The following is a 24,855-nucleotide window of genomic DNA, read 5'->3' as shown; positions in this document are numbered from 1 at the left end:
GAGATCAACCTTTATCGTCTCAAGGGGATATGAGTTCAGAAAATAATCAAAGTTTTTTACTTCTGCAACAGCGTCGTTTAGCAGAAAAACTAAAAGAAAGATTAGGCTATTTAGGGGTTTATTATAAGCGCGATCCCAAGTATTTTTATCGCAATCTTTCCCCAAAAGATAAACAGGAGTTATTAAAACAATTAATGATCAGTTATCGGGAAATCATTTTAAATTATTTTGGCGAAGAAACCGACGTGAATCAAGCCATTGACCAATTTGTCAATCAAGCTTTTTTCTCAGATATTTCCGTTTCTCGGGTATTAGAAATACACATGGAACTCATGGACGAATTTTCTCAGCAACTGAAATTAGAAGGACGCAGCGAAGAAATTCTTTTAGACTATCGTTTAGCTATTATTGACATTTTAGCTCATCTAGGAGAAATGTATCGTCGTTCAATTCCCAGAGGAGACTTACTTTTTGATTTATTAAATCAAATCGATTAAAGTCGTCAAACATTATACAATACTACTAAGATAACGCTTATTATTGTTGAATCCCTCGATATGTTTTTAGATACTATTCCTTTATAGACGGCCATGATTGACTTCAAAAAAACCTACGTTCTCAAACTCTATGTCGCAGGTAATACCCCCAACTCCGTGCGAGCTTTAAAAACCCTAAAAAATATTCTCGAAGATGAATTTAAGGGGGTTTATGCCTTGAAAGTTATTGATGTTTTGAAAAATCCACAACTGGCTGAAGAAGATAAAATTTTAGCCACTCCAACCCTAGCGAAAATTTTACCCCCTCCCGTGCGTAAAATTATTGGGGATCTTTCTGATCGCGAAAAAGTCTTAATTGGCTTGGATCTTCTTTATGAAGAAATTAGAGAAAGGGAAAATGATCCCTAAAAAATAGTCAGATTCGATTCAAGGTTTCGCTTTCAATTTTCCATAAACTTTCATACGTTTCAGTTAATTAAAAATAATTATAAAGCAGTCATGAATCAACCTCTTCCCCGTGAAAATCAACCACAACCATTAACCCCTAAAGGTGTTCGTAAAATTCGGACAATGATCGAAGGATTAGATGAGATCACCCATGGAGGATTACCTTTAGGAAGAACAACCTTAGCCAGTGGCACATCGGGAACAGGAAAAACCCTTTTAGCTGTCCAATTTTTATATCACGGGATTAAATATTTTGATTATCCTGGGCTGTTTGTTACCTTTGAAGAATCTCCCCATGACATTATTGAAAATGCTTATAGTTTTGGTTGGGATTTACAAGAACTAATCGACGAAGGTCAATTGTTTATTTTAGATGCTTCCCCCGATCCAGAAGGGCAAGAAGTTGTGGGAAGTTTTGATTTATCCGCTTTAATTGAACGGATACAATATGCCATTCATAAATATAAAGCGAAGCTAGTTTCTATCGATTCTGTCACCGCCGTCTTTCAACAATACGATGCAGCTTCTGTGGTGAGACGGGAAATTTTTCGCCTGGTTGCCCGTTTAAAACAGTTAGGAGTTACCTCCATTTTAACCACAGAACGAGTAGAAGAATATGGACAAATTGCCCGATTTGGAGTCGAAGAATTTGTTTCTGATAATGTTATTATTGTTCGCAATGTTTTAGAAGGGGAACGTCGTCGCCGTACCATTGAAATTCTCAAGTTACGGGGGACAACCCACATGAAAGGAGAATATCCTTTTACTATTACTAATGATGGCATTAATATCTTCCCTTTGGGGGCAATGAGATTGACACAACGATCATCCAATGCCCGAATTTCTTCCGGTGTTAAAACCCTAGACGATATGTGTGGTGGAGGATTCTTTAAAGACTCCATTATCTTGGCCACCGGGGCAACCGGAACCGGCAAAACCTTATTAGTCAGTAAATTTTTAGAAGAAGGATGTCGTCAAGGAGAAAGGGCGATTTTATTCGCCTACGAAGAGTCCCGGGCCCAGTTATCCCGTAACGCTTTTTCTTGGGGTATTGACTTTGAAGAAATGGAACAAAGAGGACTCTTAAAACTCTTATGTACCTATCCCGAATCGGCTGGTTTAGAAGACCATTTACAAATTATTAAATCAGAAATTTCTGAATTTAAACCCTCTCGAATTGCCATTGATTCTTTATCAGCTTTAGCAAGGGGAGTGACTAACAACGCTTTCCGTCAATTTGTCATTGGAGTGACAGGATACGCCAAACAAGAAGAAATTACAGGTTTCTTTACCAACACCACTGATCAATTTATGGGGGCCCATTCCATTACAGAATCCCATATTTCTACCATTACCGACACTATTTTAATGTTGCAATATGTAGAAATTCGAGGGGAAATGTCACGGGCAATTAATGTGTTTAAAATGCGGGGATCTTGGCATGATAAAGGGATTCGAGAATATATGATTAATCAAGACGGACCCATTATTCAAGATTCTTTCCGTAATTATGAACGGATTATTAGTGGTTCTCCTAGTCGCATTACGGTAGATGAAAAAAGCGAATTATCCCGTATTGTTCGAGGGGTAAAAGATAAAACAGAAGAGTAATTGAGGGTTGAGAAAGTCAGGGAAAAAAGGCATTGATTATTACCACTCTTTTTTCCCATTTATTTTCTAATCTTTTAGCTCACATTCGGTACCTCTTTCGTGGCATAACAATTTATGGCTTGTCACCTCGTGGCTGAAAATATGTGTTTAACTGAATAAAATAGCGATAGCACTGAATTTCTGGAGATAGCTACTAGATTAATCTCCTAATTTCCTAGTCGTTAAAATGTAAATGTAGTGCGAATCGTACCAATAACTAAAGCCTCATTTCGATCATCAAAATCAGGCTCAGTAATAACAATAATTCCAGGGGTAATTAAGATATTGTCATTGAGAGGATATTGATAAATTGCCTCAATATGAAAAGAACTATCTTGATCCGTTCTTCTTAAATCATCAGGAAAGTTAATATCGGCCTTAGAAACCCAGGGTTCCATCCCCACAATAATGGCTCCCGTATCCCCTTCTGCAAAGGCATCAGGAAAGGCTAAAGTTACCGCCCAATTCCAAATATCTAACTTACCCCGTTGAATGACATCATTATCGGGACCGACATCGATAGCGCCGAGGGTTCTCGTACTGGTAAAACCAGCCCAACCTCCTAACACAAACCTGTCAAAAATACGCCAAGTAAATTCTCCACCGTAGGAATTATTAACCGTATTTACAGACTGTTCAAATTCTTCTTCAACAAAGGTTTGAAAATTGGAGCGACGGGTTCCTGTTCCGGAGTCTAAATTATTGTAACCATGCACATAGGTAAAGGCCACTTTTAAGCTATCACTGGGTTCATAGGCAAACTGTCCAATTAACCCATAAGGACCATTAAACATCCCTGCACCCAAGGAGGGATCATTACCATCGGTGGCTAAATAACCCCCACTCCACTCAAATACCTCAAATAAACGACCCTGAAAGCCAATTCCTGGACCTTCACCCATATAATAGAGGGGGTTACGACTTCCAAAGGCAGAAATAGCCCCAAACGCCCCGTCACCGTCCAAAAAGTTGACTGTTGGCACAAAGTCATCAAACGCACCTCCAACCGGTTCAACGAACATTCTGATATTTTCAGCCAGGTCAAACTCGTAAATAATCAGTTCTACGGCGAGATCACTGCCATCAGGTTGGGAAAAGCCTAATTCTCCCTCAAACGTCCCTGTGATGTCAGAATAGGCGGGTACAGTGCCAGTTGCGAGACGGGTATAGAGGAGATCGTTACCGTCAAAGGTGGTATTAAGTTCTAGTCGTCCCCTGTAACCGAAGTTAGTAACTTTGTTAATTTCTTCAGTGCCTCCGTCTCTTTCTCCACTGGTAATACCGGTTAAACCGACCACAAACTCCCCAGTTAACTTAGTGGTGGTGGAAAATTGATGATCTTCGAGGTAAGCGACTCGTTCCTCTAAATTGCTCACCCTTGCCCCCAAAGCGATCAATTCTTGTTCAAATTCTTGTGCCAATCGTTTCAATTTTTCGATGTCTTCCCGTAAAACGGCAACATTTTCCTGGATTAATCGTTCTATAGTATTGAGACAGGCATTTAAACCAGCCGCGAATTCGTAACGAGATAATGCTCTATTTCCCCGAAACGTGCGGTCTGGATATCCCACAATACAGCCATACCGTTCGACCAGACTGCGTAAAGCTTCATAAGCCCAGTCGGTGGGTGAAATGTCTTGTAATTCCGAAACACTGGTGACTTGGGACATGGAACCCTGACGACGACTGGCCGGGTTTAAAAAGCCATCCCGAGACTGTCTTAAGTAAAAGTTGTGATCGGGTTTAGGTAGTGTAAGAACAGGGGAGGTTTCTTGTGAGGCTGAAACATCCGCTTTTTGAGCAGTCTCAGAGTTTAAGGAACTGTTCTGAAACTGTTTTCTGGGAAAATTTTCCTCTGGTAAAGCGTTTACTGTTGTTGATAGGGAAATCATACCAAAAACAAACGCTGATATTTTGAAAACAAAAAATAAATTTGACATACAATCACTCACACCTTATGTATAATTAAAAACCAATTTTTAATTGTAAGATAGTCTAAATTATCAATGATTTTTTGTGTCACAGGTTGGTTTGAATTTCCCTTGAGATAACTTAAATTCATCCCAAGTTTTTAAAATTGTTTGGTGACACTTTGGAGGAGATAAGGGCAATTCTTTTAGATAAAAAAATGAACAATTTTCTCCTAACTCTAACAGTAAAATAACAGCTCGATTCGGATCATAATTATCAACTGCCTCTAAAATATGATCCGTCATAAAATGTCCTTTTACAATGACCGTATCAGGGGCGGCCAACCAAGCATTTAAAAAAGGAGCGAGGCGAGAACGAGGAACAAAATGAGTTTTAAAGCTTTCCCCAAAACGATTAATGGAAGGGGAATTGGTACTACACACAATTACCCCTCGTCCAGATTTTAGATACCCATTCCAAGCATTAAAACCCAGAACAATAAAGTTAGTTTCGATGAAGGTTTGTTGCCAATCTTGGATATTATTTGGTAACATTTTTCTCCTCACTTATCAACAAGTTATTTTTGGTATTTGCGTTGTTGACTTAATCCTAACATTCCGCTTATAAGAATTGGGCTTTTGCTTGATTGGGTGAAAGGGAGTAACAGGTTATAAATTTTGATGATGGGTCGATAAATCAATCTCTTCTCGGACTTTTCGGGTTGCTTCGACCATATTTTTCAATGAAGGAATCACTTCCTCCCAACGTCTGGTTTTTAACCCACAATCAGGGTTTACCCAAATTTGTTCTAAGGGAAGAGTAGAAATTCCGGTTTTTAATTGTTGGGTTAACTGTTCTACGGTTGGGATAACGGGGGAATGGATATCATAAACTCCATTACCAATTTGATGAGAATAGCCTCCTTCGGCGACTTCTTCTAAGGTACGATTATTGCTACGACTGTTTTCAATGGAAATCACGTCTGCGTCTAAGCGTTCAATGTCTTGGATAATGTCGCCAAACTCGGAATAACACATATGGGTGTGAATTTGGGTTTGGGGTTGTACACTGGCAGTGGCTAAACGAAAGGCATCCACAGCCCAGGAAAGATAATCAGACCATTTTTCCTGTTTTAAGGGTAAACCTTCCCGAAATGCAGGTTCATCCACTTGAATCATTTTTGCACCCGCTTTTTCTAAGTCTGTGACTTCTTCTTGTATAGCGATCGCAATTTGATAGGCTTGTTCTTGACGAGAAATATCGCTACGAGGGAAAGACCAGTTAAGAATGGTGACTGGGCCAGTTAACATTCCTTTGACGGGTTTTTCGGTCAAAGATTGAGCAAATTGGTATTCTTGGACAGTCATCGGTGCAGTTCGCACCACATCGCCGAAAATAATGGGAGGACGCACATAACGACTGCCGTAACTTTGTACCCATCCCTGTTGGGTAAAGGCGAAACCGTCTAACTGTTGCCCAAAATATTCCACCATATCTGTCCGTTCAAATTCCCCGTGTACTAGGACATCTAAGCCGATTTCTTCCTGAATCTTAATACATTTGGCAATTTCCGCCTCCATTGCTTTCTGATAGTCTTCTGGGCTAATATCACCTCGTTTATACTGCGATCGCAGTTTACGGACTTCTGAGGTTTGGGGAAAGGAACCAATGGTTGTGGTAGGTAGGGGAGGAAGAGAAATTTGTTGAGCAATGCGTGAAGTGTAGGATAAAGAACGTTGGAAGTCGCCAGGGGTTAATTTTTCTAGCTTTGTTTTAATTCCTTGATTCACTGGACTAAATTGAGCAAATTCATCCCATTTTTGTTCAATTAACGCCAGTTCTGTTTGCGTATTTTCTCCTGTTAAGGTTTTCCCTAAAATGACCACCTCCTCTAATTTTTGTTCAGCAAAACTCAACACATTATGCAAGGGTTCGGGTAATTTAACCTCTAAAGCAGCATCGTAAGGAACAAATTGTAAAGATGAGGAAGGTTGAACGGATAGCTTATTAGTGAATGTTTGAATGATTTCCAGCAAGGAAATGACAGATTGTGGACGAATACGCCAAATATTGCGACCGTCGATTACTCCTGCCCCTAAAATTTTATCAGAGGGAAACCCGTATTTTTGGAGTAAATTTAAGTTATTTCCCCGTGTAAAATCCAAACTAATCGTGTTTACTGGTAATTCCATCACCCAAGGGTAATTATCTCCTAAATCATCGAAATAGGTGACAAGATTAATATTCAGTCCTGTTTGCCCTAATTCTGTATAAACCTTTTGAAAATGGGCTTTAAGCTGAGAAGAATGGCTTAAAACTAAGATGGGATCATGAATTTGTACAGTTTTAACCCCTAATGCTTTTAATTCCTGCAATAATTCACAGTATAAGGGTAATAATTGGTTGAGAATATCCTCAAAATTCACTCCCTCCAAACGACTTAACTGTAATAGGGTAAGGGGACTGATAATGATAGGAACAGCTTTTTCCCCTAATTGGGTTAAACCTCGCTTAACAATCCCAATAAAATCGCTAAAATCAGCGATAGGGGTAATATCTGCCGTAATTTCAGGCACAAGATAATGATAATTCGTATCAAACCATTTGGTCATTTCTAAGGCAGGAACCCCATCTTTACCCCGTGCCATAGCGAAATAACGCTCTTTACCACTAAATTGTTGAAAACGGGCAGGAATTAAGCCTAAACGCACCGACCAGTCTAATATTTGGTCATAAAGGGTAGCATCACCTATTCCTATCTGTTCGATTCCCGTCTCCGCTTGTTTTGTCCAACTGGCTTCTTCTACCTCTTGAACAATTTGTAATAGTTCTTCAGAGGGTAATTCGTTGCGCCAAAAGGACTCTAAGGCTTTCTTAACTTCACGACGCTTTCCAATACGGGGATAACCAAGGGTTGCAGTGATAATTGACATATTTCTTCTGAAAATGAATGAATATGAGACTTGATATTGCGAAAAATTAAGACATAAAAACCCTGTCTCACTTGCAGAACAAGTCAGTGGGATAAGTGAAATGAATTAAAAAAGGACAGATTTAGGCTTTAAATCCCAAATTATGAGAATTAACCTTAAACCTTATCTGCTGACTGAGACGAATATTGGGGGGAAAATTGCATCATTACACCAACAACGCAACCATGAATGAGAGATAAACCTATCCCCCAGAGACAATTTTTGAGGAAAATTCGCCATAAAATCGCTAAAGTTAAGCTATGTCCTCCCATTAACTGGGCAATTAAAATAATTGCCCCTTCATATAGAAGATAGCCACCGATAACGCTTATGACTAACCACAAACAATGTCCCCAGAAACGCTGACAAAAGGTAGGTCTTAGGGTAACTAACCCCGTGACAAACAATGTTCCCAGTCCCATCACGATGCCCCAGGTTAAAGATTCCCAAGTTTGAGGATATTGGCGAATAATAAAGCCATAAAGTTGATTAGCTAACCAAATCACCATGACACAGGTTAAAGCTTTCTTGCGCGTCAACGTATTACCTGCAACGGCAGAAAACCCAACTAAAGGTGCATGGGGATAAATTAAGCTACTGACACAACCTATAAAAATTAGGCTAAATTGCCAAAAACTCCCTTGAGAAACGGTTTTCCAAGCAGATTCCCAAGAAAATGACTTAGAAATAGATTCTTGTCTCATTTTCTAAGTCATCGTTGCGAACACACCCAATTGATTTGGGCGAGACTTCCATAGAGAATCTATGTGGATCTTTTGAATAAAAAACTTTTGAGGATAACACTTCCTCAGACAAATCATATTGACCACAATCCGTACCTCGCAGATGATTATGAACGTGGATTAATTAATCGGCGGGCATTCTGACTAAGAGAAGTTGAAACGTCTCATCACAGTTGCGGGACAGCGACGGATTTACACCGAACTTTCCCCATTACTTCTAGTGGCTGATCTCCACTAGAACCGATATTTTTTGCATTGTAGCATATCATCGCCAATAAATCTTTTATTCTTGAGTAAGTTTTTTGGCATAGTTAAGTTTGACAATCTGTCTGTGGAATGACTGAAACAATTTTGCTAGAACCATAGAGTCAACCGATAATATAATTTCAGAGAATAAGTAGCTAATGAAGCAAAAAAGTATTGGTTTGTTTGCAGCCACTTTCTTAAGTTTAGGCTTAATTTCTGCTGGTTCAGCAGAAGCTATTACCTTTAATTTACATTGGACTGGACAAACTTTAGGCTATCAAGTAAAAGGAAGTTTTAGTTACGATGAAAACCAAGTTGATGGAGATGGAATTGTCCGAGAAGATGATTTAACTTCCTTTGATATTGCTTTTATTGATCCTGATGGGAATATTTTTCAGGAATTCTTCGATAATCATCTCAACTCTCCCGATTTTAACTTCAATTTTGATACTAATACTAAGCAAATTTTACAAACGGGAGCGTGGGATGCTGACAATGGTATTAGTATTGGTGGAGAAAGGGGAGAAGGGGTTAATTTCTTTTCAGCACCCGATTCTATGGCTGAGTTATTCCCTGATGATGATGATCCTAGTCCCCATGTACACTTAACAGACTGGGCCAATGAGTTTCCTGACTTACCTGAAGGGTTTACAAGAGGGGTAAGACCACACTTAGATATTGCCTTTTTTACCCGTACCAGGGCTGAAGTTCTCGATGATCCTAATGCTGGTGAGGAACTGGGACAAACTTTAATGGCAACTCAAGTGCCAGAACCCACAGGAATTTTAGGGTTAGGGATGTTAGGATTAAGTGCATTATGGGTTAAGAAAAAATCAACTTAAAGTTACTGGTTATAGCATTTGTAGGGTGGGCAAATCTAACTGTTAGGGATGATACTCTTGTTTTTTCCGTTCCGTTAAACTTACTCAAACCTACCGATTGGTGGGTTTGATGTTAACTTCTTGCTTCATTCTGGCGGTGTCGGCACTCACCAATCCACAAGCTGACACGATGGAACTCACCGCCAAAGACGCTAAATTAAATGAGGCGTTAAGATCACGTCCGCATTTAAAAGAACATAATTCACACTCAAAAACTCGTTCACTTAAAGATAAAGTTTCTTTAATATGTCCACAATTAGAACATTTTTTAGAACTTGGAAACCATCTATCAGCTATTATTAATTCAGAATTATAAACTATCGTTTTATAATCAAGTTGTCTTCTGAATTCATAAAAACCCATATCTTGAACAGCTTTAGCTAACTTGTGATTAGCCATCATCCCTGACACATTTAGATCCTCAATTACTATCTTGCTGTGGTTTTTGGCTAAATACGTAGTGAGTTTGTGTAATGTATCTTTACGAATATTAGCTATTTTAAAATGCAGTTTAGCTATCTTCTTTTGCGCTTTTTTCCAATTATTAGAACCCTTGATTTTATGGCGAGCTAAATATTGAAGTCTGCTTAGTTTCTTCTCGTATTTACGATAACTTTTAGCCCCTTCAAATACTAACCCAGACGATAAAGTTGCTAGAGATTTCACCCCTAAATCACAACCTACTATCTCAACACTTTTAGATGTTGATACTGGTTCTACCTCAACCTTGAAACTAAGAAACCATCTATTAGCTTTTTGGCTGATAGTGACAGATTTAGGTTGATAACCTTGAGGTAATCGCTCATAAGTTTTAAGCCAACCAATAACGGGAACTTTTATCTTTTGATGGTCACATTTAATACTGCCATCTAAAGTAAAACTATCGTGTTTACCTTTCTTTTTAAACCTTGGAGGTTTAGCAAGTTTCTTGAAGCATCGTCCCCAGGCATTAGCTAAAGCTCTTAATGCCCATTGAGGAGCGCATTTAGACACCTGATAATACCATTCATGTTTAGACTTAACTAAAGCCACCAACCATTTATGTAAATCAATCGCACTAGGAAACTTGATTTTATCATTAGGATTAGCTGTATTGTGATCTAAGATTTGCTTAGTTAAAGCCAATCCCCAATTCCAAGCATGACGGGCTGTCCCTGTGTGTTTAGCTAACAATGCACGTTGTTGATTATTTAGTTTTAGTTCAGTCTTGAATCCTAGTAGCAACGTCTCTAAGCTCCTCTACGATTTTTCTATTTTTATGGCTTCTTGAACCATACAATCGAGCAGAAAAAACAGTAATAATTTCTAAGACATCTTGTGCCAAATTCTCCTCAAATGTACTATATTCAGTTCGGTTAATGATAACAACTTCTGTGCCAAAATGTTCACATAAACTAAAGATTAATTCACTACCAAATCTAAGCAACCTATCTTTATGAGTCAAAACCAACCTCTCAACTTTACTATCAACAATTAATCTAATTAATCGTTTCAATCCTTTCTTGTTGTAGTTAAGCCCAGAACCTAGATCGTATATGATTTCAACTTGCCAACCATAATGAAGCGCAAAATAGTTCAACAACTTCTTTTTGACGTTCTAGATCCTTCTTTTGATCATGACTAGAAACACGACAATAACCAACTGTATAAGAAAGATTTTCTTTAACTCCAAGCAACTGAGAAACTGTATAACGTCGATGTCCATTGGCTGTTCTTTCGGGTATTAATTTACCTTCAGACTCCCAACGTCTTAACGTCGATACGCTTACACCTTTTAATTTAGCTGCTTCTGATATGGTTAACTTACTCATAAAAGTATGATAGCACAAATTATGAGTAAGTTTAGATAGTATTAGTTAGATTTTTGACTTCTGTTCCTACCCCTTTGCCCACCTACTCTTAAAAAAGCGATGCAGCGCGGTCTTGAAGGTTTCCTTCTTAGAGCGACTGCATCAAGAAGCGCACCGCAAAGGGGATCTCTTCGAGATCGCATCCACTTGAAAGGACTATATATCAAAAAATCTTAACTTTTGACACTTCTTTTTAAGTTATCGTTGCGAATCAAATCAACTAGAACCGATAATTAACTGACCATAGGATATCATTCCCAATATTGATCTAATTATCAAGGTTGGTAATAATATTCTCAAGTTCCTTATAGTAAAGGACAAAGCTATCGTTTAACAACAAAATTTTTCTCAGCATGGTAATTTCGATCACAGCTTTGGGAACAATAAAGAGGTAAGCAGCCTATGATTACTGCCTTATGTCTTCTTTGTCTTCTTCAAATTTAACGTCTTCCAAACGCAGTCGGGCGGTTGCCCTGCGTAATTACTTTTCACCCTTTGGCAATAAACTGATCGAAGCCGGATATGTCGGCCCCGATCAAATGAAACAGGCCCTAGTCGAAACCCGAAAAAGCGGTCGTCCCTTAACAGAAGTGTTACAGGTGATGACTGGAGAACCCTTATCCCCCGATTTATTACGACAATATAAAAAACACCATTTATTTGAACTCAAAATCCTTTATGGTGTCGACTGTATCGATCCCGAAGTTTCTCCCGTCGCGGATCGCCAGATGGCTGAATTAATCAATTCCTTAATTCCCTTTGACATTTGTCGTCGCCATAAAATTTTACCCCTATCGCAACATAACGGGGAACCCCCCTCAATCTTAGTTGCGATGGTTGACCCCGATAACCTAGCGGCCCAAGATGATTTAAACCGCATCTTAAGGGCGAGAAACCTAGAGTTACGGCGCATGGTCATTACTCAAGAAGATTATGATCGTTTATTAGAACAGTATCATGAACTTCAAGGGGAAATTGACGCAGAAAATGAACGTCTTTCTAAAGAAGAAGCCCTCAAAAAAATGGCCGATCTGACGGACATTGTCGGTAACTTAGATGCCGCAATGTCCGAGGACGATGACGAAAGCCATGATGCTCTAGATTCCAATGATGCTGAACAGGCCCCGGTTATTAATTTAGTTAATAAAATCCTTGCCAAAGCTCTCCAGGATGGAACCTCAGATATTCACGTTGAACCCCAAGAAGAAAGCTTAAAAATTCGTTTCCGTAAAGATGGGGTTCTGCAACAAGCCTTTGATCCCCTACCGCGAAAAGTCACCCCGGCGGTGGTCGCGCGGTTTAAAATTATGGCTGATCTCGACATTGCCGAACGTCGTCTCCCTCAAGATGGTAAAATTCGACGCATTTATCAAGGTCGAAAAGTGGATTTTCGGGTCAATACCTTACCCAGTCGTTATGGGGAAAAAGTCTGTTTACGGATCTTAGATAACTCTGCCACTCAGTTAGGGTTAGATAAACTCATTACCAACCAAGAAACCTTACAAATTGTCCGAGACTTAGCGAGTCGTCCTTTTGGGTTATTTTTGGTAACCGGGCCAACCGGTTCGGGTAAGTCTACCAGTTTATATTCAGTCTTAGCCGAAAGGAATAACCCTGGGGTGAATATTAGCACCGCCGAAGATCCCATTGAATACTCGTTACCCGGTATTACCCAGGTGCAGGTGATTCGAGAAAAAGGAATGAACTTTGCTTCGATTTTACGGGCATTTATGCGACAAGATCCTGACGTAATTCTAGTGGGAGAAACCAGGGACGTAGAAACAGCAAAAACTGCCATTGAAGCAGCTTTAACCGGACACTTAGTTTTAACCACTCTACATACCAATGATGCACCGGGGGCTGTGGCTCGTCTCGATGAAATGGGGGTTGAACCCTTTATGATTTCTGGGGCGTTATTAGGGGTATTAGCGCAACGGCTAATGCGTCGGGTGTGTAGTGAATGTCGTGTTCCTTATAACCCCACTAAAGCAGAATTAGCCCGTTTTGGTCTGTCCGCTTCCAATGATGAAGAAACCACCATTTATAAGGCCAATAAATTAACCACAGAGGAAATTGCCGAAGCGAAAAAAGATGGCAGCCTTTGCCAAAAATGTGGTGGGAGTGGCTACAAGGGACGGGTTGGGGTTTACGAAGTGATGCGCAATACAGAGCGTATTCAAAGCCTGATTAACGAAGGAGCAACCACCGATCGCATTAAGGAAGCAGCCGTTGAAGAAGGCATGATCACCATCCTCGCTTACAGTTTACAACTGGTTCAAGAAGGTCATACTACCCTCGAAGAAGTCGAACGGGTCACCTTTACCGATACGGGACTCGAAGCAGAATTAAAAGCCAAGCGCAAAAGTTCCCTTGAGTGTAAAACCTGCCATGCGGGCCTTGAACCGGAGTGGATGGACTGCCCCTATTGTATGACTCCCAGATTTACCTAATAACTAATCTAATTTAATTTTAAGGAGCAAAATCCAATGGATATGATGATTGAAGACTTGATGGAACAACTTGTGGAAATGGGGGGTTCCGATATGCACATTCAAGCCGGTGCGCCTATTTATTTTCGGATTAGCGGTAAACTCGCCCCCATTGATGAAGAACCCCTTTCTCCTCAAGAAAGTCAAAAATTAATTTTCAGTATGCTCAATAATTCTCAACGGAAAGAGTTAGAACAAAATTGGGAATTAGACTGTTCCTATGGGGTTAAAGGGTTGGCAAGATTTCGCGTCAATGTTTATAAAGAACGGGGTTGTTATGCTGCTTGTTTGCGGGCGTTGTCCTCGAAAATTCCCAATTTTGAACAGTTAGGACTGCCAAATATTGTGCGAGAAATGGCAGAACGCCCAAGGGGTTTGGTGTTAGTCACGGGACAAACAGGATCGGGTAAAACCACCACCTTAGCAGCGATTTTAGACTTAATTAATCGAACCCGACAAGAACATATTTTAACGGTTGAAGACCCCATTGAATACGTTTTTCCTAATGTTAAAAGTCTCTTTCATCAACGACAAAAAGGAGAAGATACCAAGTCTTTTGCTAATGCTTTAAAAGCCTCTTTACGGGAAGATCCTGACATCATTCTAGTGGGGGAAATGCGGGACTTAGAAACCATTAGTTTAGCCATCACCGCAGCCGAAACAGGACACTTAGTTTTTGGCACATTACACACCAATTCAGCCGCCGGTACCATTGACCGTATTGTGGACGTATTTCCTGCTAACCAACAGGCACAAATTAGGGCAATGTTATCTAACTCGTTAATCGCTGTCTTTAGTCAATGTTTAGCTAAGAAAAAGAACCCAAAACCTGGTGAATTTGGTCGAGCAATGGCACAAGAAATTATGATTGTCACTCCTGCGATCGCTAACCTCATGCGAGAAGGAAAAGCCGGTCAAATTTATTCGGCTATTCAAACAGGCATGAAACTGGGAATGCAAACCATGGAACAGGCTTTAGCCAACCTAGTTGTCAGTGGATCAGTCTCTTTTGAAGAAGCAGTTTCTAAAAGTGCTAAACCCGATGAGTTACAACGCTTAATTGGGGGTGCAACTATGGGCGTAAAATCTAAATCTCGTCGTTAAAAACCCACTATTAACGACCGTTTATTACTGTTTATTGTGTATGAAAGAAAATGCCTACTTATATCGCTCAAGTCAAAGATTTAAAAGGAAAAATTTCTAAGCAAAAAGTGCAAGCTACTTCTCCAGAGCAAGCAAGAGCAATGCTTAGACAGCAATATCCTGCTATTGGAAAGATTAGTGAAGCAGGAATGCAATTCGATTTTTCAGGGATGGCAGGGGCTTTAAATAACGTTAGTGTTAAAGATAAAGCTATCTTTTCCCGTCAATTTTCTGTCATGATTAATGCTGGGGTTGCGATTGTTCGTTGCTTGGGAGTTTTAGCTGATCAAGCCACTAATCCTAAATTGAAAAAAGCATTATTAGCTATTAGTGCAGAAGTTCAACAAGGGGTTAGTTTATCAGAAGCTTTAGGGAAACATGAGGACTGTTTTGATCAACTCTATGTCAGTATGGTTGAAGCAGGAGAAACTGGGGGGGTACTCGATGAAGTATTAAACCGTTTAGCGAAACTTCTGGAAGATATGGCCCGACTGCAAAACCAAATTAAATCCGCTATGGCTTATCCGGTTACAGTGGGGATTTTAGCGGTGGTTGTTTTCTTTGCGATGACCATCTTTTTAATCCCTGTTTTTGCAGGAATCTTTCAGGATTTAGGAGCAGAATTACCCGCTTTAACGCAATTTATGCTCTATTTAAGTGGCATTATGCGAAGCTGGAAAATTCTCATTCCTATTGTGGGTTCAATTGTCTTAGTTGTTGGTATTAAACAATACTATAAAACCCCAGTAGGTCGTTTACAAATTGATAAATTTCTCCTCAAGATGCCCCTATTTGGTGACTTAAATGAAAAGTCTGCAGTGGCTCGTTTTTGTCGGGTTTTTGGGACTTTAACTCGTTCTGGCGTTCCTATTTTAACTTCCTTAGAAATTGTCTGTAATACGGTAGGAAATAAGGTGATTGCCAATGCAGTGGCCGGGGCCCAAGCAGAAATTCAACAAGGGGGTATGATGAGTTTAGCCCTACAAAATGCTAACGTTTTTCCTCAGTTAGCCATTCAAATGATTTGTATTGGGGAAGAAACAGGAGAACTCGATGCCATGATGATGAAAGTCGCTGATTTTTATGAGGATGAAGTTGAACAAGCAGTCAAAGCATTAACCAGTGTCATTGAACCTTTAATGATGGTTGGTATCGCTGGTATGGTAGGGGTTATTCTCTTATCGATGTATTTACCCATGTTCAAAATTTTCGACGAACTGGTATAAACAATTTGTCAATATTTCCAAGTTTTAGAGGCGTTATCCCGAACGTCTCTATAATAGTTTTAGGGCTTATTTTATTCTTAACTGTGTTATGTCGATTAAATCATCTCATTACGAACAACTTTTATGCGAATATAGCGATCGCTTGTCTGCCATTTCCCTCTTAAAACAGCATCGTTCTTATTTAGAAATGATTCCTAGTTTACGTCGTCCTGAAGAAAGTTTAATTACCCTTCCTTTACCTGTCGTTAAAGTGCGTCAACGGAAAGCATTAAATGAAAGTAATTTAATGTCTCCTAATATTCAAGAAGCCATTCAATTACCTTGTGACCTGGCTATTATTATGTGTGATCCAGAATGGAAAATTAAGTTAGGATCAGAAATTATTATTTTTATTCATCGTCCCCACGAAGATTTTTCCCATTTATTGGGCCGTTGGCGACAAACTCAAATTCATTTAGACAAAGATTATGAATGGTTAATGCCTCAAACAGAAGCCCATATGTTGAGTGAAGGAGGTGAAAAAGTTTACCCTTTATTTGTGGTCTTTGAAAATACCCTAGAAAGAATCAAAAAAGGATTAAAAGGGGCTTGTTTACCTTACATTATTCAACCCTCTATTCCCGAAGAAACAGAGGATATTTTAGAATCGGTTTTAGAATAAAAAGTCCAGTAATATCCATGATCTCAGTGAACGTTTCAGAGGAAACAGAAACAGACTTTTTTCTATTGCCTGTTTCTTGTTCTCTTCACTCTTAAAACGCAAAGTTTTCCATACCCATCGGAGGAACTAAACGGTCAACATCTAAAATAAATACAGTTAATAACTGATCATTATCTTGCACCCGGGTCACATGACTTGCTATCTCTAAGGTATCTCCACGACGATAAGAATCCGGTAACGTACGAATTTGATTTAGAGGTAACTCTAGAAGGGAAGGGGTTTGAGACACTAGAATGCCAAATAATTCCTCAACGCTATTTTTAGCTAAGATAAGAAACTGTCGTCCTGAGAGAGGGGGTTGAGATACTTTAAACAGACGTTTGTGAAGATCAATCGCTGTAATTTCCATTTCATCCACATGAATGAGTCCCACTGCAGTAACACCACTCCCTTGTATAGGAGTATAGTGAGTAATTTTTTTAACCGATTCTACCGGTAAAGCTAAATGAAGGGTTCCTGTTTTAAAAATCAACAATTTACGACGGCGAGTTTCGATATTTTCTCCATAAGAATTAACATTAGCTGTGTAATAAGACGTGGTTTTAGTAGTCATAGTTTTTTAAGATAATAAATAATAATCAATCATTTAAAATTAAGAAAGTAGAATCAATAAACATTCGTGATTCTACCGTCTTAAGTCCGTTCACTGTTCATGAGTAATCATATTTTTAATCGTGTCTAGAAATTGTTGTTCAATATAGGGTTTAGTAAAGTAAGCACTTGCTCCTAAATGGGTGGCTAACTGACGGTGTTTTTCACTGCTACGAGAGGTTAACATCGCCACAGGAATTTTCATCAATTCGGGATCACGACGACGCTGCCCCAAAAATTCAAATCCATTCATATTAGGCATTTCCACATCACAGATAACTAATTGAATTCCTGGCTGTTGCAATTGTTCTAAGGCTTCTCGGCCATCCCTAGCTTGTAGCACTCGATACCCTGACTTTTGTAAGGTTAGGGCTAAAGTTCGTCGTAGGGCGGCTGAGTCATCTACCACTAACACTGTAGGATTTTGTGTCATTGCTATGGGGGTAGACGTTTCATCTCTAGAACTGTCCACCGTAATACCTGCCGATTTTCCTGAACCCTCATAGGACTCGATACATTCTTCAATTAAGATCGTGCCATTGACCACAGGAATTAAGGTTCCATCCCCCAAAATGGTGCAACCATAGGTGTAAGCAGGGGCGACTATGGCTTTACCAAAGGGTTTAACCACCAATTCTTGTTCAGTGACCAAGCGATTCACTTCTAAAGCGTATAAACGTTCTCCTCGCCGTAAAATCAGCAAGGGTGAACCCCAATTATCAGGAGTGGTAATTCCTTGAAGGGACTGAGATGAAAACCCTTCCGGAGAAGAACTACGATACTGTAGTAAATCTTGCACGGGATAAATAGGAATAATCTGTTTTTGCCAGGCTAAAAATCTTTGTTTTCCAGACATTTTAATCTGTTCGGATTCTGGCATAATAATTTCCTCGATGCTATCGGAGGGTATGGCAATGGCCGTTCCTTGGTGATAATTATGCTGTTGAATGAGACAGACTAATAGTTTGGCAATGGTTAACGTAAAGGGTAAACGAAGGGTAAACGTGGTTCCTTGGCCAGATACAGAACTCACTGAGACCGTTCCTTTTAAAGCTCGTAATTGTTCTCTGACCACATCTAAACCAACCCCACGACCGGAGAGTTCACTCACTTGACTCGCCGTAGAAAACCCAGGCTCAAAAATTAGATCCTGTAGGGCTTCTTTTGTCATCACAGCCACCTGTTCTGGGGTCACTAACCCTGCTTCAACTCCTTTTTTAGCAATTTTTTCCAAATCTAAGCCCCCACCGTCGTCGTCCATTTCAATGATGGTTTGGTTGCCTTGGTGATAGGCGCGAATTTCGATTTGTCCCTGTTCCGGTTTGCCCAACTTGCGACGAATTTCTGGGGGTTCAATACCATGATCAAAGCCATTTCTGAGGAGATGTTGCAGGGGATCATATAATTTTTCTAATGCTGCTTTATCGACTAAAACTGAAGTTCCCGTTAACTTCAATTTGACGGGTTTATGATACTTATTGGATAAATCTCTTAAGACCCTAGGAAATCGGTTTAAGACTTCTCCTAAAGGTAACATTCTCGCCCACATTAATTCATCACGAAGTGAGTTGAGCATTTGCCGTTGTTGTTCTATGGTTTGATTAGAAGAGCGAGCAAACAGAACAATATCATCGACAGATTCCTCTAATTGCATCATTTCTTCTAGTAAACTCTGTACAATTGAATAAACTGTACTATAAGAATCCATTTCCAAAGAATCAAAATCAGAAGATTCCGAAAGATTAGAAAAAGAAGAACGAGCCAAAAGATTCTCTCCTTTTAGAGATTGTTTCCTAACTTTTATCGTCCCATAACGTTCAGGAGCGATGACCATTTGATCCGATAATTGTTTAAGGGTATTGGTAATTTTTTGAAAGTAAGAAAATCGATTGAGTAAGTCTTTTACTTTATTTTGTAATTGATCGTTTTGTAGAGATAAACTATTACGGTTAATGACTAATTCTCCCACTAAATTATTCATTCTTTCCAATCGATTAAAATCCACCCTAACCGAGAGAGGTGCAGCCGTTTTTTGGGTTTCTGAACCCTCTTGTTGGCTGGAATTTCGGGTTTTTGTACCATGTTTAGAGGAACGAGTTGAACGAGTCTCATAGAAGGATTGTTTGACCGTTTCGTGGGAGAGTGCTTTGTCTGCAACGGATTGATTATTCTGTTCTTCTACAGTGGGTAAGGTTTCAAAAACATCTTCGATGGACTCGACAAAAGTATCAAGATTTTCTTGAATCTCTGTTTCATCAACTTCTAAGGATAACGGTTCTTCCGTTAGGGTGTTTACCTCCCCAAACAAATCGTCCAGAGAAGTGGCAAAAGCCATCTCTTCAACTGGCTCTGATGATCCTTGAGAGGATTCTCCGAACACATCATCTAAGGCCGGAACCCCCTCCCAGTCTGGTTCTTCTATTTCGGTATCCGTAGAAGCAAAAATATCATCTAATGGGGGTGCGTTGCTAAAATCGATAGAGCTATGGGCTATCTCTTCTTCAATCGCCTCCTCAGGGACAGTTTCTACCGCTTCTGTCTCTTCAAAAAGATCATCTAAAGAGGGAACAGAATTATCCCTTAACGCAGGTTCAGGAGAAGATACGACTGTTTCTAGAGGCTGTCCCTTGGCCAGACTTAACAACGCCTGAGACGGTTGACCCCCCGAAGTGCGATCGCCCTCAACTAGGACTAACTGTTGACTCTGCTTGAAATCCGTTAAAGCCACTTGAGCAATGGTTAAAGCCTCCGATGGCGAGGTTTCAAGGGCTTGTAAAGTGGTTTGCACAATTTCTCCAAATCCCGGTAAGCCGAGAAGTTCAGCAAATCCATTAAACACTTCCCCTTGAGTGCGTAAGGTTTGAGCGATGTGTTCATTGTCTTGAGAGGCTAAAGCCGTTTCAATGTCTGCTAACCCCTGAGCCACATCCACTTCAAACAAAGAAGAAACAATATCGATCCCCAAATCCGCCGAAGAAGGAATATATTGTTCTCCTTGAGCCATACTATCCCCTAAAATGGTTTCGATGGCTTCAAACACAGGAAGAGCGGTTTCGATAGCCTCTTCTTCATCAAAACTCCCCGTCGTCATTTGTTCTTCTAGGGGATCACGCAAGCGATCAAATGCCTCTAATAATAAGCTTTCTAAATCATCATCAATGATCACGGTCTCGTCATACAAGGCTTTAAAAATATCTTCGAGACGATGGGAGAGAATTTTAATGGTATTGAGTTCTACACTAGCCGCCCCACCCTTAATAGAATGGGCAGCCCGCATGATCTCGTGAACGGTGGCTTTATTACGCTCTTCTTTGAGGGTAAGGAGTCCCGTTTCAATGATGTGGAGAAGTTCGGGGGCTTCTTCAATAAAAAACTGATAGGCTTGATCGCGGATGTCGGGGTTCATCATGGTTTTTGAGAAAGTCAGGAAGCAGAGGGAAACTCAAGGCAAAAGGCAAAAGGCAAAAGGCAAAAGTTTAATTATTACTTTTGACTTCTAACCACAAGTCCTATTACCTAATGAACTTTAAACGGTTCAACCTTGGCGTGTAACTGTTGGGCAAGGGTTAGAACTTCTTGGAAAGAGTCAGCCAGATGAGTGGCAGAGACGGAAGTATTGTTAGCAATAGCTGAAACTTCCTTCATGACTTCGTTCATCGATTCAGAGGTTAAAGATTGTTCTTGAGCCGCTTGAGCAATAGCGCTGACTAACTCATTAATCTGCTCGGAGGCCACTGTTATTTCTTGAAGACTATGACGAGTTTGTTCGACTAATTCCGTTCCCCGTAACACTTGTTCGGTTCCCGTTTTCATGGTTTGGGTAACCTCTTTGGTTTCCGTTTGAATACTATTAACTAAGGTTTCAATTTCTGCGGTTGCTTCGGCTGAACTGGTGGCTAACCCTCGCACTTCATCAGCAATCACCGCAAACCCTCGACCCTCTTCGCCGGCGCGGGCTGCTTCAATCGAGGCTTTCAACGCCAGTAAGTGGGTTTGGGCAGCAAAGCGACTGATCAAACTAACCACCTTAGAAATCTTTTGGGACGATTCCCCTAAATGTTGTATCTTTTTAGCGGTTTCTGATACCGTATCTTGAATGGCCATCATGCCTTCGACGGTTTCATTCATGGCATTTTCCCCAACGACGACTGTCTCAGAAGCCCGTTGAAAGGCCATGAGAGTTTCTTGGGCATTTTGGGCGACTAGGTTAATTGAATGATTCATCGCGGTGAGGCGATCGCCAGCTATGGTAATTTGTTCAACCTGTTTGAGGGCTTCTTCAGCTAGGGTTCCAATTAACTGTTCCTTCTGGTTACTGGTGTTAGAAAACTGTTGCGCTACGGTTTTCACTTGGGTAACTAAACTCCGTAAGTTTTCCACGGTGGCGTTATAAGAATCAGCAATGGTGCCAATTTCGTCTTGAGTGACTCTAGCGCGAATGGTCAAGTCCCCCCGACTAATCGGTTCAACTTCCATTAAGAGTTCTAAGGCTCTTTGTTGTAATTTTTCTTTAGCCACTCGTTGTTGTTCAGAGACTAAGGTTTGCTCATCCAAGAGATTGGAGCGTTCTAAAGCCACCCCAATTTGTAAGGCCACTTGGGTTAAAAAGTCAATTTCGGGCTGTTGCCAGTGACGGGGACTCTGACAATGATGGGCAATTAATAAGCCTAATAATTCCCCAGTCACCACAATGGGAACCACTAAGTTAGCCTGGATCTCTAAACTTTCGAGTTGTTGGAGATAACAAGGATTTAAACCCGCCTTGTGAATATTAGAAAGGGCTTTAACCCGTCCTTGACGGTATTTTTCCACAAAGGATTTAGCAAAACAAGGATCAGGAATTTGTTGTCCTAGGGCAGCAGGGTAGGCAGGGTTAACCGATTCAGCAATAATGGTTCCGTTCCAACTCTCATCAAAGCTATAGACGATCACCCGATCCGTATTTAAGGCTTGACGACTACTTTCCACCACTAAATCAAAGAGATTGTCAGCGTTGAATTCTGTTGAAATTTGTAAGGTGATGTCCTTAAGATAACGAGCTAACCCTGATTCTAATCCCTCTATTTTGGCTAGGGTGATACGATTAATGGTTACCTGTAGTTGGGTCACGAATTGTTGAAGGAAATTAATTTCCGTTTCTTGCCAACCCTGACTATGGGTGCAACGATGGGCTACTAAAAAGCCATACAGGGTTGTTTGATTAAAAATTGGGATAATTAATTGCTCTTTAACTTGAAACTCTTTTAAGCTATCTCGGTACTGAGAATCTGGTGTGATAGCGTCTAATTGTTCTAAAGTCCACCCTTGGGTTGAGGGGTTTTCTTTTAACTGTTGGAGTAAATTGGGGGAAATAATATGATCATAATGATCTTGGTTTAAAACAGAAGCATAGCCAGGGGTAACCGCTTCGTATCCTATTATCCCTTCATGATCTGGCTCAAGATGATAGATAAAAAGGCGATCGAGGTTAATGAGGTTTCTTGCCCTCTCTAAAGCTTGAGAAAACCAGTTATCTAGGGTTAGAGAGTCAGTTGTGGTCCGAGAAGACAGTTCAGCCAAAAAGCGAAACATCTCAGTTTGTTGGCGTAACCCCTGTTCATGGGCTGCAATATGGGTGGCCATTTCGTTAAAATATTCCCCCAACTGCCCCACTTCATCATGGGAGGGGAGATTAACTCGAGCATCATAGTTACCACTGGCAAACTGTTGAGTCACTGTTTGTAACCGTTTAATCGGTTTGGTGATGGCTGAGGCAATGGCGGCTGCGACGATAACCACAACCCCCAAAACCGCCACCGATAGACCCAGTTGTAACATTAAACTTTGTCTGAGAATCTCATTTAATCCCAGTTCTGGATCACCATAAACTAAAAGGGCAATCTCATCCCCGTTATAGTTGGGAATGGCTTTCGCTGCTAGGGTATAACTATGATTATCGAGATAACTGCGTTGAGCAACGGCCTTTCCTTTAGCTTGTACCGCTTTTTCTAAAATGGATTTATCGGGAAGGGGTCGATTAAAATTCGCTTCTCTGAGTTCAGTTTTTTCAAAAGCTGTGGCTAAGGTAAAAGATTGATCGTTAGGGTGGTAAAGATAAACGGCACTATAGCCTATCCCTTGAAAAGTATCGACGGTTTTTTTAACCATATCTAGATTACCGTTAACAATATCCCCAGACACCAGAGTCCCAATTACGGTTTGAGTTCCTGGTAACTTAATAGGTGTAATGGTGTAACGAATGAGGGCATCTTGGCTGGTGAGTCCGGCGGGTAACGGGGCTTTTTCTTGAATCAGTTCGTCCCAACTCACTAATTCACTGGTACGAATCTGTTTTTGTTGTTCAATGGCTTTAGTAATCAACCCTTGAGGATTAAAGATTTCCCCTTGACGTTGACCGTTGGCGTTGGCGATAATCCGTAAATCTTTGCTCACTAAGGTAGCATATTCGAGATCATGGATTTTTTGTTCGTTTTTTAAGATAGATTGTAATTGAGTTTGAATTTCAGGGGATAAAGACTGTCCTTGACTGACGGTTTTAGTGGCTTCAATAATGATAGGGTGTTCGGCTTGAGAGGCAAAACCTAACGCCATTTTTTCTAAATCGCTATTATAATTAAGTTCAGTAACGGCTAATTGAGACTTGGTTTGATACAGTAAATGGGACCGTAAACTACCCACCAAGGAAATTGAGCCTAACCCAATTAAACCCCCTAAAGTCAGAAAAATTAAGGCGGTAATCATTTGAGTTTTGCGGCTGATGGGCAAATTATAAAACTGCTCGATTAAGGGCAACCTAGAGGACCTTGGTGGATCGGATCGAATACTGGTTTTAGGGGGTACGTCCGACGAAGAAGAATGAGAAACCTTGGAAGAAGAAGGGTTCTGAACTGGCTTGACAGGGGTTTGCATGGTAATGGATGAGGGAAAATTAAGAATTAAGAATTAACAATTAAAAAATTGAAGGAGTTAGTCAGATAATTCATTGACTTTTCATAGGAGTCTTAAGGATCTAAGGGCAAATTAATTAAAATACCTCCCATCACATCCCCAACCTTAAACACTTTGTCGGGATAACGTTGTTTATGGGTAGGATGTTGGTTATGACAATCAATACAAGCAGCAGAAACCGCTTTATCAGGATAAAGGGCCGAAAAATATTTTTTGCCATCTTTAACTTGATAATCCTTATAAGGTAAGCCAGTGGTTAAAATATTATCCATGGCTTTTTTCTCAAATTCCGTGTTCGGGATATTATTTTCATTGAGACTCCAAGGAGAAATCGCCCCATAACTAAAAGCACTATTGTCTGAGGCTAACTCTGAACTCATCCGAAACATTTGTGCTGGTAACGGTAAGGCTTTATCCTGTTGCCAATGTTCAGAGGCTCTGACGATGTTTTCATCCTTGAGTCGTTGGACCACATATTTACCGTAAACTGTGCGTTCTGATTTAATAATGCGGTAAATGTAATCAGTCACTAAATCAGGG

General features: G+C 40.2%; 17 protein-coding genes, 1 pseudogene and 1 riboswitch. Of the genes and pseudogenes, 8 read left to right on the top strand and 10 right to left on the bottom strand.

Going from position 1 to position 24,855, the window contains the following annotated elements:
• From C4E06_RS04065 to kaiC, 3 genes are all read left to right on the top strand, one after another.
• Nucleotides 1–497, top strand: a 497-nt coding sequence (locus C4E06_RS04065; protein WP_198648297.1) for a circadian clock protein KaiA, incomplete at its 5' end; no start/stop codon positions are given.
• A 93-nt stretch (nucleotides 498–590) separates the two neighbouring features.
• The gene (gene kaiB, locus C4E06_RS04060; protein ID WP_007304489.1) at nucleotides 591–905 is read left to right on the top strand and encodes a circadian clock protein KaiB; all 315 of its coding nucleotides are present in this window, start codon (nucleotides 591–593) and stop codon (nucleotides 903–905) included.
• A 90-nt stretch (nucleotides 906–995) separates the two neighbouring features.
• A complete protein-coding gene (gene kaiC / locus C4E06_RS04055; RefSeq protein WP_107666930.1) occupies nucleotides 996–2,555 on the top strand; it encodes a circadian clock protein KaiC in 1,560 nt (519 codons plus the stop codon).
• A 221-nt stretch (nucleotides 2,556–2,776) separates the two neighbouring features.
• On the opposite strand, the gene C4E06_RS04050 is transcribed toward kaiC, so the two are convergent.
• From C4E06_RS04050 to C4E06_RS04035, 4 genes are all read right to left on the bottom strand, one after another.
• The gene (locus C4E06_RS04050; RefSeq protein WP_107666929.1) at nucleotides 2,777–4,534 is read right to left on the bottom strand and encodes an iron uptake porin; all 1,758 of its coding nucleotides are present in this window, start codon (nucleotides 4,532–4,534) and stop codon (nucleotides 2,777–2,779) included.
• Nucleotides 4,535–4,597: 63 nt separating this feature from the next.
• Nucleotides 4,598–5,059 carry a hypothetical protein gene (locus tag C4E06_RS04045; protein ID WP_107666928.1) on the bottom strand — a complete coding sequence of 154 codons (462 nt, stop codon included), beginning with the start codon at nucleotides 5,057–5,059 and terminating at the stop codon, nucleotides 4,598–4,600.
• A 114-nt stretch (nucleotides 5,060–5,173) separates the two neighbouring features.
• The gene (gene metE, locus C4E06_RS04040; RefSeq protein ID WP_107666927.1) at nucleotides 5,174–7,438 is read right to left on the bottom strand and encodes a 5-methyltetrahydropteroyltriglutamate--homocysteine S-methyltransferase; all 2,265 of its coding nucleotides are present in this window, start codon (nucleotides 7,436–7,438) and stop codon (nucleotides 5,174–5,176) included.
• A gap of 155 nt (nucleotides 7,439–7,593) precedes the next feature.
• The gene (locus C4E06_RS04035) at nucleotides 7,594–8,181 is read right to left on the bottom strand and encodes a hypothetical protein (RefSeq protein WP_107666926.1); all 588 of its coding nucleotides are present in this window, start codon (nucleotides 8,179–8,181) and stop codon (nucleotides 7,594–7,596) included.
• Between the two features lie 151 nt (nucleotides 8,182–8,332).
• Nucleotides 8,333–8,480, bottom strand: a riboswitch (cobalamin riboswitch).
• Between the two features lie 144 nt (nucleotides 8,481–8,624).
• Between C4E06_RS04035 and C4E06_RS04030 the strand changes: the two genes are divergently transcribed.
• Entirely contained in the window at nucleotides 8,625–9,308 is a 684-nt protein-coding gene (locus C4E06_RS04030; RefSeq protein ID WP_107666925.1) for a PEP-CTERM sorting domain-containing protein, read from the top strand.
• A gap of 90 nt (nucleotides 9,309–9,398) precedes the next feature.
• Here the strand turns inward: C4E06_RS04030 and C4E06_RS04025 are convergent, their stop codons facing one another.
• Together C4E06_RS04025 and C4E06_RS04020 are read right to left on the bottom strand one after the other, a co-directional pair.
• Nucleotides 9,399–10,571, bottom strand: a complete 1,173-nt coding sequence (locus C4E06_RS04025; RefSeq protein WP_107666924.1) for an RNA-guided endonuclease TnpB family protein — start codon at nucleotides 10,569–10,571, stop codon at nucleotides 9,399–9,401.
• Nucleotides 10,549–11,158, bottom strand: a pseudogene (locus C4E06_RS04020) (IS607 family transposase). The gene C4E06_RS04025 and the pseudogene C4E06_RS04020 overlap by 23 nt, the downstream one beginning before the upstream one ends.
• A 455-nt stretch (nucleotides 11,159–11,613) precedes the next feature.
• On the opposite strand from C4E06_RS04020, the gene C4E06_RS04015 reads away from it, so the two are divergent.
• From C4E06_RS04015 to C4E06_RS04000, 4 genes are all read left to right on the top strand, one after another.
• Nucleotides 11,614–13,647, top strand: a complete 2,034-nt coding sequence (locus C4E06_RS04015) for a GspE/PulE family protein (RefSeq protein WP_107666923.1) — start codon at nucleotides 11,614–11,616, stop codon at nucleotides 13,645–13,647.
• A gap of 36 nt (nucleotides 13,648–13,683) precedes the next feature.
• Entirely contained in the window at nucleotides 13,684–14,790 is a 1,107-nt protein-coding gene (locus C4E06_RS04010; RefSeq protein WP_107666922.1) for a type IV pilus twitching motility protein PilT, read from the top strand.
• A 50-nt stretch (nucleotides 14,791–14,840) separates the two neighbouring features.
• Nucleotides 14,841–16,055 (top strand): type II secretion system F family protein, encoded by a 1,215-nt coding sequence (locus tag C4E06_RS04005; RefSeq protein ID WP_107666921.1) that lies wholly within the window; start codon nucleotides 14,841–14,843, stop codon nucleotides 16,053–16,055.
• 88 nt (nucleotides 16,056–16,143) lie between these two features.
• Nucleotides 16,144–16,716, top strand: coding sequence for a hypothetical protein (locus C4E06_RS04000; protein WP_107666920.1), 573 nt, complete (start codon nucleotides 16,144–16,146; stop codon nucleotides 16,714–16,716).
• Nucleotides 16,717–16,807: 91 nt separating this feature from the next.
• Here C4E06_RS04000 and C4E06_RS03995 read toward each other — a convergent pair whose 3' ends face one another.
• The 4 genes from C4E06_RS03995 to C4E06_RS03980 all read right to left on the bottom strand — a co-directional run.
• The gene (locus C4E06_RS03995) at nucleotides 16,808–17,329 is read right to left on the bottom strand and encodes a chemotaxis protein CheW (RefSeq protein WP_107666919.1); all 522 of its coding nucleotides are present in this window, start codon (nucleotides 17,327–17,329) and stop codon (nucleotides 16,808–16,810) included.
• A gap of 90 nt (nucleotides 17,330–17,419) precedes the next feature.
• Complete coding sequence (locus C4E06_RS03990; protein ID WP_107666918.1) at nucleotides 17,420–20,776, bottom strand: hybrid sensor histidine kinase/response regulator; 3,357 nt, start codon at nucleotides 20,774–20,776, stop codon at nucleotides 17,420–17,422.
• Between the two features lie 107 nt (nucleotides 20,777–20,883).
• Nucleotides 20,884–24,108, bottom strand: a complete 3,225-nt coding sequence (locus tag C4E06_RS03985) for a methyl-accepting chemotaxis protein (protein ID WP_198648296.1) — start codon at nucleotides 24,106–24,108, stop codon at nucleotides 20,884–20,886.
• Nucleotides 24,109–24,368: 260 nt separating this feature from the next.
• On the bottom strand, nucleotides 24,369–24,855 hold a 487-nt coding region (locus tag C4E06_RS03980), incomplete at its 5' end, for a DUF3365 domain-containing protein (protein WP_107666916.1).

The sequence above is a fragment of the Cyanothece sp. BG0011 genome (assembly GCF_003013815.1).
Classification (GTDB): Bacteria; Cyanobacteriota; Cyanobacteriia; order Cyanobacteriales; family Microcystaceae; genus Crocosphaera.
Note: the sequence above shows the minus strand (reverse complement) of the source record. Positions and strands in the feature narration are given on the sequence as shown.

Excerpts from the sequence above, each read along its gene's own strand:
- kaiB (WP_007304489.1), top strand. The coding sequence starts at position 591 with ATGATTGACTTCAAAAAAACCTACGTTCTCAAACTCTATGTCGCAGGT.
- kaiC (WP_107666930.1), top strand. The coding sequence starts at position 996 with ATGAATCAACCTCTTCCCCGTGAAAATCAACCACAACCATTAACCCCT.
- C4E06_RS04050 (WP_107666929.1), bottom strand. The coding sequence starts at position 4,534 with ATGTCAAATTTATTTTTTGTTTTCAAAATATCAGCGTTTGTTTTTGGT.
- C4E06_RS04045 (WP_107666928.1), bottom strand. The coding sequence starts at position 5,059 with ATGTTACCAAATAATATCCAAGATTGGCAACAAACCTTCATCGAAACT.
- metE (WP_107666927.1), bottom strand. The coding sequence starts at position 7,438 with ATGTCAATTATCACTGCAACCCTTGGTTATCCCCGTATTGGAAAGCGT.
- C4E06_RS04035 (WP_107666926.1), bottom strand. The coding sequence starts at position 8,181 with ATGAGACAAGAATCTATTTCTAAGTCATTTTCTTGGGAATCTGCTTGG.
- C4E06_RS04030 (WP_107666925.1), top strand. The coding sequence starts at position 8,625 with ATGAAGCAAAAAAGTATTGGTTTGTTTGCAGCCACTTTCTTAAGTTTA.
- C4E06_RS04015 (WP_107666923.1), top strand. The coding sequence starts at position 11,614 with ATGTCTTCTTTGTCTTCTTCAAATTTAACGTCTTCCAAACGCAGTCGG.
- C4E06_RS04010 (WP_107666922.1), top strand. The coding sequence starts at position 13,684 with ATGGATATGATGATTGAAGACTTGATGGAACAACTTGTGGAAATGGGG.
- C4E06_RS04005 (WP_107666921.1), top strand. The coding sequence starts at position 14,841 with ATGCCTACTTATATCGCTCAAGTCAAAGATTTAAAAGGAAAAATTTCT.
- C4E06_RS04000 (WP_107666920.1), top strand. The coding sequence starts at position 16,144 with ATGTCGATTAAATCATCTCATTACGAACAACTTTTATGCGAATATAGC.
- C4E06_RS03995 (WP_107666919.1), bottom strand. The coding sequence starts at position 17,329 with ATGACTACTAAAACCACGTCTTATTACACAGCTAATGTTAATTCTTAT.
- C4E06_RS03990 (WP_107666918.1), bottom strand. The coding sequence starts at position 20,776 with ATGATGAACCCCGACATCCGCGATCAAGCCTATCAGTTTTTTATTGAA.
- C4E06_RS03985 (WP_198648296.1), bottom strand. The coding sequence starts at position 24,108 with ATGATTACCGCCTTAATTTTTCTGACTTTAGGGGGTTTAATTGGGTTA.